The following is a 7,455-nucleotide window of genomic DNA, read 5'->3' on the forward strand; positions in this document are numbered from 1 at the left end:
CGCGGTGGCCGCCTTCGGCTTCCGCTGCATGCTGCTGGTGGCCGCGCTGGGCGTGTCTACGCGCCCATCGCCCAGCGCCTGGGCATGAGCCTGGTCAAGAGCGAGCTGCAGAACCTCGGCTTCAAAGCGCTGTACCCGTGGCGCCACGCCATCATTGAAAAACACATCCGCAGCCAGCCGGTGGTACGCCGCGAGGCGATGGCGCAGGTGGAAGTGCAGCTGTCGCAGCGGCTGGCGAAGGAGGGCATCGAGCACCGCCTGGTCAGCCGCATCAAGACCCCGTGGAGCATCTACAACAAGATGCGCGACGAGAACAAATCCTTCGACCAGGTGATGGATGTGTTCGGCTTCCGCCTGGTCGTGCGCAGCGTGCCCAACTGTTACCACGCGCTGGGTTCGGTGCATGCCACCTTCAAGCCGCTGGATGGCCGCTTCCGCGATTTCATTGCCATCCCCAAGGCCAACGGTTACCAGTCGCTGCACACCGTGCTGTTCGGGCCCTACGGTTCGCCCATCGAGGTGCAGATCCGCACCGAGGAAATGGACCTGATCGCCGAACGCGGCGTGGCCGCGCACTGGACCTACAAGTTCGGTGGCGATTCGCCCAACAGCGCGCAGAGCCGTGCCCATGCCTGGATCGTCGAACTGATTGATTCACAGCGCGCCGCCGGTTCGTCACTGGAATTCCTCGACAACGTGAAGGTCGACCTGTTCCCCGACGAGGTCTACCTGTTTACCCCCAAGGGCAAGATCCTGGCCCTGCCGCGCAACTCGACCGCCCTTGACTTCGCCTACGCCGTGCATACCGACGTAGGCAACATGGCCGTGGCCTCGCGCGTGGACAAGAAGCTGGTGCCGCTGCGCACCAAGCTGGTGTCCGGGCAGTCGGTGGAAATCATCACCGCGCGTTCGGCCACGCCCAAGCCGCAGTGGCTGGAGTTCGTGGTCACCAGCAAGGCACGCACCGCCATCCGCCACCAGCTCAAGCAGCTGGAACACGAAGACGCCGTGCAGCTGGGCCATCGCATGCTGGACCGCGCGCTGGAAGCGATGGATTCCTCGCTGGAACGCCTGCCCAAGGGCCGCCTGGATGCCTTCCTGGCCGAGCACCGGTTCCCGCGCCTGGAGGCCCTGCTGGCCGAAGTGGCGCTGGGCAACTGGATGCCCACCCAGGCTGCACAGGCCTTGATGGCCTATGCCGAACTGCGGGGTGGCGCGCACTCGCGCCAGCACTCGCAGGAAAAGATCCTCATCAACGGCAGCGAGCGCGGCGTGGTCACCTTTGCCGGGTGCTGCCAGCCGATTCCCGGCGACGAGATCATGGGTTACCACACCGCCGGCAAGGGCATCGTGGTGCATCGCATGGATTGCCCGAACCTGGCCGAACTGCGCAAATCGCCCGAACGCTGGGTGCTGATCGGCTGGGACACCACTGTGTCCGGCGACTACGACACCTCGCTGGTGGTGGAAGTGGAGAATGGCACCGGCGTGCTGGCGCAGCTGGCTGCGGCCATCGCCCAGAGCCATTCCAACATCGAGCGCGTGGATTACCTGGATCGCGATTTCAACGCCGCCGTGCTGGCGTTCAACATCCAGGTGCGCGACCGCAACCACCTGGCCGAAGTCATGCGCCGCCTGCGCCGCCTGTCGGTCGTGCAATCGGTGCGCCGTCAGTAGATCCACGCCATGCGTGGATGATGTTGCGTCCGCCGGGGATGGCCCGGCGCTACCGGGTTGCATCGGTTCCCGTTGTCGTAGATCCACGCCATGCGTGGATGATGTTGCGGTAGTGCCGGCCGCTGGCCGGCAAGCATCGCGATGCCACCCGACGCTTCTGGGTTTGCCGGCCAGCGGCCGGCACTACCGGGTTGCTACAATCACCGCTCTGTTTTCTGCATACCCCCGGAGCGACCATGTCCCGCCAGATCATCAACACCGAAAAGGCACCCGCCGCCATCGGCCCGTACTCGCAGGCCGTGCGTGCCGGCAACACCGTGTACTTCTCCGGCCAGATTCCGCTGGACCCGGCCACCGGCGAAATCGTCGGCGCCGGTGACGTCGAAGCGCAGGCCCGCCGCGCCTTCGACAACCTCAAGGCCGTGGCCGAAGCCGCTGGCGGTTCGCTGGACAAGGTCGTGCGCCTGGGCCTGTACCTGACCGACCTGGCCGAGTTCGCCAAGGTCAACGCCGTCATGCAGGACTACTTCCAGGCGCCGTTCCCGGCCCGTTCCACCATCGAAGTCTCCGGCCTGCCCAAGGGCGCCAACTTCGAGGTCGACGCTGTGATGGTCATCGACTGACCCACCCGTGGCACGCAAGGCGGCGGTCACCCCGGCACTGTCACCGTCCGGCGAAGCATCCCTGGCGATGCTGGCCGGCGTGGGCCCGGCCGTGGCCGCCAAACTGCAGGCGCGCGGCTTGGCCACCCTGCAGGATCTGTGGCTGCACCTGCCGCTGCGCTATGAAGACCGTACCCGCCTGACCCTGATTGAAGACCTGCGCAATGGCGTGCCGGCGCAGGTGGATGTACGGGTGGTGGCCGTTGAGCGCGGCATGCGCCACCGGCCCATGCTGAAGGTGGCGGTGGAGGACGAAGGCCGCGGCACCCTGGTGCTGCGTTTTTTCCATTTCCGCCAGCAACAGGTAGGGCAGTTTGCGGTCGGCAACCGGCTGCGCTGCTTCGGCACGCCCAAGCCCGGCCATCTGGGCCTGGAAATCGTCCACCCCAGTTACCAGGTGCTGGGCCGCCATGACGATCCCGACCTGGGTGATCGTCTGGATCCGGTCTATCCCATCGTGGAAGGCGTGGGGCCGATGACCCTGCGCAAACTGATCGGCCAGGCGCTGGACCGCCTGCCCGAAGAAGACACGCTGGAACTGCTGCCCAGCGGCTGGTTGGATGGCTTGGGTCTGCCGTCGTTGCGAAGCGCGCTGCTGACCGTGCACCGCCCGCCACCGGACGCCGATCTGGCCGCGCTGGCCGCCGGCACCCATCCGGCGCAGCGCCGGCTGGCGATGGAAGAGCTGCTGGCCCACCACCTCAGCCTGCGCCGCCAGCGCATTGCCCTGCAGGCGCACCACGCACCGCCGCTGGCCGGGCCGGGCAAGCTGGCCAAGGCCCTGCTGAAGCAGTTGCCGTTCGCGCTGACCGGCGCGCAGGCGCGTGTGTTCAAGCAGATCCGCGAAGACCTCGCCCGGCCCAGCCCGAAGCTGCGGCTGGTGCAGGGCGATGTCGGCTCCGGCAAGACCGTGGTCGCCGCGCTGGCGGCGATGCTGGCGGTGGAGCAGGGCAAGCAGGTCGCATTGGCCGCTCCCACCGAACTGCTGGCCGAACAGCACCTCAACAATCTGCGTACCTGGCTGGAACCACTGGGGGTGCGTGTGTGCTGGCTGGCCGGCAAGGTCACCGGCAAGGCGCGGGCCAAGGTGATCGAGCAGGTGGCCAACGGTGAAGCGCAGGTCGTGGTCGGCACCCATGCGTTGATGCAGGAGGCGGTGGTTTTCCAGGATCTGGCCCTGGCCATCGTCGATGAACAGCACCGCTTCGGCGTTCACCAGCGGCTGGCACTGCGTGATAAAGGGGCAGGCGTACACAGCGTGCCGCACCAGCTGGTGATGACCGCCACGCCCATTCCGCGCACGCTGGCGATGTCCGAGTACGCGGACCTGGATGTATCGGCCATCGACGAACTGCCGCCGGGCCGCACGCCGGTGCAGACCGTCGCATTGAACAATGACCGTCGCCCGGAGTTGATCGAGCGCATCGCGCTGGCCTGCCGGGAAGGGCGGCAGGTGTACTGGGTCTGCACCCTCATCGAAGAAAGCGAAGAGCTGGATGCCACGCCCGCGCAGGCCACCTACGAATCGCTGCAGGCGCTGCTGCCCGGCGTGCGCGTGGGCCTGGTGCATGGCCGCCTGAAGGCGGCGGAAAAGCTGGCCACGATGGTCGCGTTCAAGGCAGGCGAGATCGATCTGCTGGTGGCGACCACCGTGATTGAAGTGGGCGTGGACGTGCCCAATGCCTCGCTGATGGTGATCGAAAACGCCGAGCGCTTGGGGCTGGCCCAGCTGCACCAGCTGCGCGGTCGCGTTGGTCGCGGTTCGGCGGTATCGCGCTGCGTGTTGCTGTACCAGGCCCCGCTCTCGCAGATGGCACGCGAGCGCCTGCAGACCATGCGCGAAACCAACGATGGCTTCGTCATCGCCGAAAAGGATCTGGAACTGCGCGGCCCCGGCGAACTGCTGGGCACCCGCCAGACGGGCCTGGCCGGTTTCCGCATTGCCGACCTGGCCCGCGACGCCGGCCTGCTGCCCGGCGTGCACGACCTGGCCGAGCGCCTGCTGGCCCAGCAGCCGGCCCTGGCCGACCGCGTGGTCAACCGCTGGATCGGCACCGCCGTACGTTACGCCTCGGCGTAAGGCACGGGCTCTGACCCCATTCCCGGCATGCCCATCCACGCATGGCGTGGATCTACTGTAGAACCGAGCCTGCGCTCGGCTGCCGTTCGCGCCGCGCGCGGGAGTCGAGCATGGCTCGACGCCTACCAACAGCCGCCGGAACCTGTCGAAGGCGGGGTGGCTCCGGTTGCGGGGGCGTGAGCCGCATGGATGCGGCGACCGAGCTTACATGGACGTACTTGCAGCGGTTCCCGCAACCAGACCCACCCCGGCAACCTCGGGAATCCAGCTTCTGCCGTTGCTCTGGCGTTTGCCGTTGATTCGGCGGTGCAGGGCGCCGCCCTGCCGAACCCGAACCCACATACTTGCAACGGTCATCAACCCGGTCCACACTTCGTTGCCGATCTGAAGACGGCAACGATGACCCACAAGATCCCGCTGTTGATCGACACCGACCCCGGTGTGGACGACGCCCTGGCCCTGCTGATGGCCTTTGCCGATGAACGGCACGAGGTGGTCGCCCTGACCATCGCCGCCGGCAACGTCGGCCTCGAATACACGGTCCGTAACGCCCTCAAGCTCTGCGACATCGTCGGCCGCGCCGATGTGCCGGTGTTCGCCGGCAGCCCCGATCCGCTGCTGCACCCCTCGGTGGACGCCGCCCACGTGCATGGCCGCGACGGCTACGGCGATGTGGACCTGCCGCCGCCCAGCCGCCAGGCCGAGGCTGAACACGCCGCCCTGGCCATACTGCGCCTGTCGCACCAGTACGCTGGCGAGCTGATGCTGGTGATGCTCGGCCCGTTGACCAACCTGGCGCTGGCCCTGAAGCTGGACCCGACCCTGCCCCAGCGCATCAAGCAGATCGTGGTGATGGGGGGGGCGGTCACCTGCCACGGCAACATCACCCCGGCGGCTGAATTCAACATCGCCTTCGACCCGGAAGCGGCGCACGTGGTGTTCACCTCGTTCAAGCACCTGCGGGTGTCCGACTGGGAAGCGACTGTCGCCCACGGCCTGCCGCTGGAGCAGGCCGAGCAGTGGCTGCAGGCCGATTCGGACAATGCCCGCTTCTACGAGCTGATCTCGCGCAAGACCCGCGCGCTGTCTGAAGATGCCAAGGGCGGCCGCTGGTACACCGCCGATGCGGTGGCCATGGCCTGGGCGCTCAACCCGGACGGCCAGCTGCAGGTGGAGTCGCGCCCGTTGAATGTGGAGCTGAACGGCACGTTCAGCCGCGGGGCCACGATTGTCGACTGGAACCGCCAGACCGGCCAGCCGGACAACTGCGATCTGCTGATGGCCTACGATCAGGCCCGTTTCGAGGCCCTGGTGCGCCAGGCGCTGGGCGCGGACTGAGCCCGATGCACACACACCAGTTGCCCCGCACGGCAACCGGTGTTTATAATGCCGCTCTTGACCACCAGCCCATTTACGGTGTGAGCCCATGAAGGCCGATATCCATCCGAACTACCGCGACGTCGTCTTCGAAGACGTCACTTCCGATTTCAAGATCCTGACCCGCTCCACCATGGCGACCAAGGAAACCACCACCTGGACCGACGGTAACGAATACCCGCTGGTCAAGGTCGAAATTTCCTCGGCTTCGCACCCGTTCTACACGGGCAAGCACAAGGTGATCGACACCTCGGGCCGTATCGACAAGTTCCAGAAGCGCTACGCGCGCTGATCCGTCGATCCCGCTTCGAACCAACGGCCGCGCTTTGCGCGGCCGTTTGTTTTTGTCCGGCGCCCACCCGACGGGCGTTTGGAAGATCGGAACAGACCGTTCAGGGCGTGGTGTCTTTGCCCATCAAGGCCGCTTGCCGGCGGGGTGTTCCTGCCTGTCGTCTACGACTTCCGTCTAGCACCCGACAAATGCTGCTGTGCGATAATGGCCTGATCCCCGGCACAGGCCGAGGACGTCATTCACGTGCCTGACCAACGCGCTTGGGCAGGCGCCTTCCCATGAAGGAGCGCACACAGTGTCCGATCTTGATCAGGTCACGCTCAACGCCGGCGAAAAGTCGGTCGTTCTGCCCGTCATCAAACCCACCCTTGGCAACGACTGCGTCGATATCGCGAAGCTGACCAAGGAAACGGGGTTCTTCACCTACGATTCCGGCTTCACCGCGACGGCCAGCTGCAAGTCCGCCATTACCTACATCGACGGCGACAAGGGCGTGCTGTTGTACCGCGGCTACCCGATCGAACAGCTGTCGGAAAAGTCGAGCTACGTCGAAGTGGCCTACCTGCTGATCAATGGCGAGCGCCCGAGCGCCGAGCAGCTGAAGGCCTTCACCGATGAGCTGACCGCCGAAGCCAACGTCGACGATTCGATCAACGCCCTGATCGCCAGCTTCGCCAAGGATGCCCACCCGATGGCCATCCTCGCCGCTGCCATCGCGCAGCTGTCGGCCATCTACCACGATGCGCTGGACCTGTCCGACGCCGAACAGCGCCGCCAGGCCGCCGTGCGCCTGATCGCCAAGGTACCGACCCTGTCGGCCCTGATCTACCGCCACGGCAAGGGCCTGCCGGCCAACAAGCCGGACACCTCGCTGGATTACGTCAGCCGCTTCCTGAAGCAGACCTTCGAGTCGGCTGATGGCCAGTACGATCTGAACCCGGACGTGGTGAAGGCGCTGGACCTGCTGTTCATCCTGCACGCCGACCACGAGCAGAACGCCTCGACCTCGACCGTGCGCCTGGTCGGCTCGACCGGTGCCAACCCGTACGCGTCGGTCGCCGCGGGTGTCACCGCGCTGTGGGGTCCGGCCCACGGCGGTGCCAACGAAGCCGTGCTGAAGATGCTCGAAGAGATTGGCAGCGCCGACAACGTCGAGTCCGCCGTGGTCAAGGCCAAGGACAAGACCTCCGGCTTCCGCCTGATGGGCTTCGGCCACCGCGTGTACAAGAACTTCGATCCGCGCGCCAAGGTCATCGGCGAGATGACCGGCAAGGTGCTCAAGCAGCTGGGCGTGCAGGATCCGCTGCTGGACGGTCAGCGCCGACGGCCAGCGCCTGCTGCTGACCCACCACCGCAAGCTGCTGCGC

The 7,455-nt window shown here is 66.3% G+C and carries 6 protein-coding genes; all 6 read left to right on the top strand.

The window, feature by feature from the left end; translation table 11 throughout:
• Positions 1-1,677, top strand: a 1,677-nt coding sequence (locus ACQKDV_RS17200) for a RelA/SpoT family protein (protein WP_427785344.1), incomplete at its 5' end; no start/stop codon positions are given.
• A 236-nt stretch (positions 1,678-1,913) separates the two neighbouring features.
• Positions 1,914-2,300, top strand: a complete 387-nt coding sequence (locus ACQKDV_RS17205; RefSeq protein WP_427785346.1) for a RidA family protein — start codon at positions 1,914-1,916, stop codon at positions 2,298-2,300.
• A 7-nt stretch (positions 2,301-2,307) separates the two neighbouring features.
• Positions 2,308-4,419 (top strand): ATP-dependent DNA helicase RecG, encoded by a 2,112-nt coding sequence (recG, locus tag ACQKDV_RS17210; RefSeq protein ID WP_427785348.1) that lies wholly within the window; start codon positions 2,308-2,310, stop codon positions 4,417-4,419.
• Between the two features lie 399 nt (positions 4,420-4,818).
• A complete protein-coding gene (locus ACQKDV_RS17215) occupies positions 4,819-5,757 on the top strand; it encodes a nucleoside hydrolase (protein ID WP_427785350.1) in 939 nt (312 codons plus the stop codon).
• A gap of 88 nt (positions 5,758-5,845) precedes the next feature.
• Positions 5,846-6,088, top strand: a complete 243-nt coding sequence (locus ACQKDV_RS17220) for a type B 50S ribosomal protein L31 (protein ID WP_079223041.1) — start codon at positions 5,846-5,848, stop codon at positions 6,086-6,088.
• Between the two features lie 493 nt (positions 6,089-6,581).
• A partial coding sequence (locus tag ACQKDV_RS17225) for a citrate/2-methylcitrate synthase (RefSeq protein ID WP_427785352.1) occupies positions 6,582-7,455 on the top strand: 874 nt, incomplete at its 3' end.

This window comes from Stenotrophomonas sp. NPDC077659, assembly GCF_050268705.1.
Taxonomy (GTDB): Bacteria; Pseudomonadota; Gammaproteobacteria; order Xanthomonadales; family Xanthomonadaceae; genus Stenotrophomonas.